The 1,804-nt window shown below is 63.4% G+C and carries 1 protein-coding gene and 1 pseudogene; both read left to right on the forward strand.

The genetic code is table 11. The features are described from left to right. A pseudogene (locus AAFX91_RS41345) lies at window positions 1-867 on the forward strand (IS21 family transposase); the annotation flags it as partial. Then, complete coding sequence (gene istB / locus AAFX91_RS41350; RefSeq protein ID WP_394570312.1) at window positions 864-1,676, forward strand: IS21-like element helper ATPase IstB; 813 nt, start codon at window positions 864-866, stop codon at window positions 1,674-1,676. The pseudogene AAFX91_RS41345 and the gene istB, both read left to right, overlap by 4 nt. Window positions 1,677-1,804: the final 128 nt, after the last annotated feature.

Here is a 1,804-nt window from a genome sequence, read left to right on the forward strand (position 1 = left end):
GACGACCTGACGCGGCGATACGAAGCCCTTTGTGCCCATTACGGCATGCTCCCCACCCGCAACAATCGCGGTATCGCCCACGAGAACGGCTCGATCGAAGGATCCCACGGTCATCTCAAGCGAGCAATTGCCGACGCCTTGCTGCTGCGCGGAACTGCCGACTTCGACGATCTTGCCACCTATCGCGGCTTCGTCGACGAGATCACCAGCCGCCGCAATGCCCGCAACGCCAAGCGGATCGATAGCGAGCGTGTGGCGTTGCAGGAGCTGCCCGATCGCCGCACCTCGGACTACGAAGAGGTGATCGTCCGCGTGACGTCATCCGGCGGCTTTACCCTGCGCAAGGTGTTCTACACCGTGCCATCGCGCTTGATCGGCCATCGGCTGCGGGCGCGCCTCTACGATGATCACCTCGATGTGTTCGTCGGCGGAACGCATCTCTTTACCTTGCCGCGCGGCCGGCCGCATCCCAGCGGCAAATACGACCAGGTCGTCGATTATCGGCACGTGATCCATTCTCTGCGGCGCAAGCCGATGGCGCTTCTCAATCTGGTCTACCGGGACAGGCTGTTCCCGCGAGAGGGCTATCGGAGAACCTTCGACCGATTGCGCGAACGCTTGCCGGACAAGAAGGCCTGCCGGATCATGGTCGACCTCCTCGCGCTCGCTCATGACCGCGGCTGCGAGGCCGAACTCGCCGATCAGCTCGCGGCTGATCTTGACGCCGGCCGACTGCCCGACCTCAACCGGCTGCGCGCTCACTTCGCCCCCGATCCCGCCCAGTTGCCGAACGTCGTGGTGCACCTCGCGCCGCTTGCGACCTATGAATGCCTCATCGGTACCGGCGAGATCGGAGGTGCCGCATGAGTACGGCAAACACCGTTGATACCGCGCGCCTCAATCTGTTGCTCAACGAGCTCCGGCTGCCTGCCATCAAGGTGCTGTGGGCGCAATTTGCCGAACAGTCCGACAAGGAAGGTTGGCCGGCCGGCCGCTTCCTCGCGACCATCGCCGAGCACGAGATCGCCGAACGCGGCCGCCGTCGGATCGAGCGGCACCTCATCGAGGCACGGCTGCCCGCCGGAAAGACCTTCGACAGCTTCGACTTCGACGCCGTGCCGATGATCTCCAGGGCGCAAGTGATGGCGCTCGCCGCCGGCGATGGCTGGCTGGGCAAGGGCGCCAATCTGCTCCTGTTCGGTCCTCCCGGCGGCGGCAAGAGCCATTTGGCGGCAGCTCTCGGTCTCGCCCTGATCGAGAACGGATGGCGGGTTCTCTTCTCCAGGACCACGGACCTCGTCCAGAAGCTGCAGGTGGCGCGGCGCGAACTCAACCTCGAGGCGGCCATCAACCGCCTCGATCGCTTCGATCTCCTGATCCTCGATGATCTTGCTTACGTCACCAAAGACCAGGCCGAGACCAGCGTGCTGTTCGAGCTCATCAGCGCCCGCTATGAGCGCCGCTCGATGCTGATCACCGCCAATCAGCCCTTCGGCGAATGGAACAAGGTCTTCCCGGACCCCGCCATGACGCTCGCGGCTATCGATCGGCTCGTCCATCACGCAACCATCGTCGAGATGAATGTCGAAAGCTATCGTCGGCGCTCAGCCCTCGAGCGAAAACGAGGTCCAGGACGCCCAACCTCGCATGCGACACCCAAAACCGTCGCTGATTGACGCTCCGCGACAATCAAACTTCAACAAAACTCTTGCGCGCGACAATCAGCGCGGCAATCATCACCTCGCTGCGACACTGACTCGTCATCCAGATTGCCGCGCCTTCCCATCCAGATCGACGCGCTACA

This window comes from Bradyrhizobium sp. 31Argb (assembly GCF_043638955.1).
Classification (GTDB): domain Bacteria; phylum Pseudomonadota; class Alphaproteobacteria; order Rhizobiales; family Xanthobacteraceae; genus Bradyrhizobium.

Coding starts and splice junctions, on each gene's coding strand:
- istB (WP_394570312.1), top strand. CDS start 864: ATGAGTACGGCAAACACCGTTGATACCGCGCGCCTCAATCTGTTGCTC.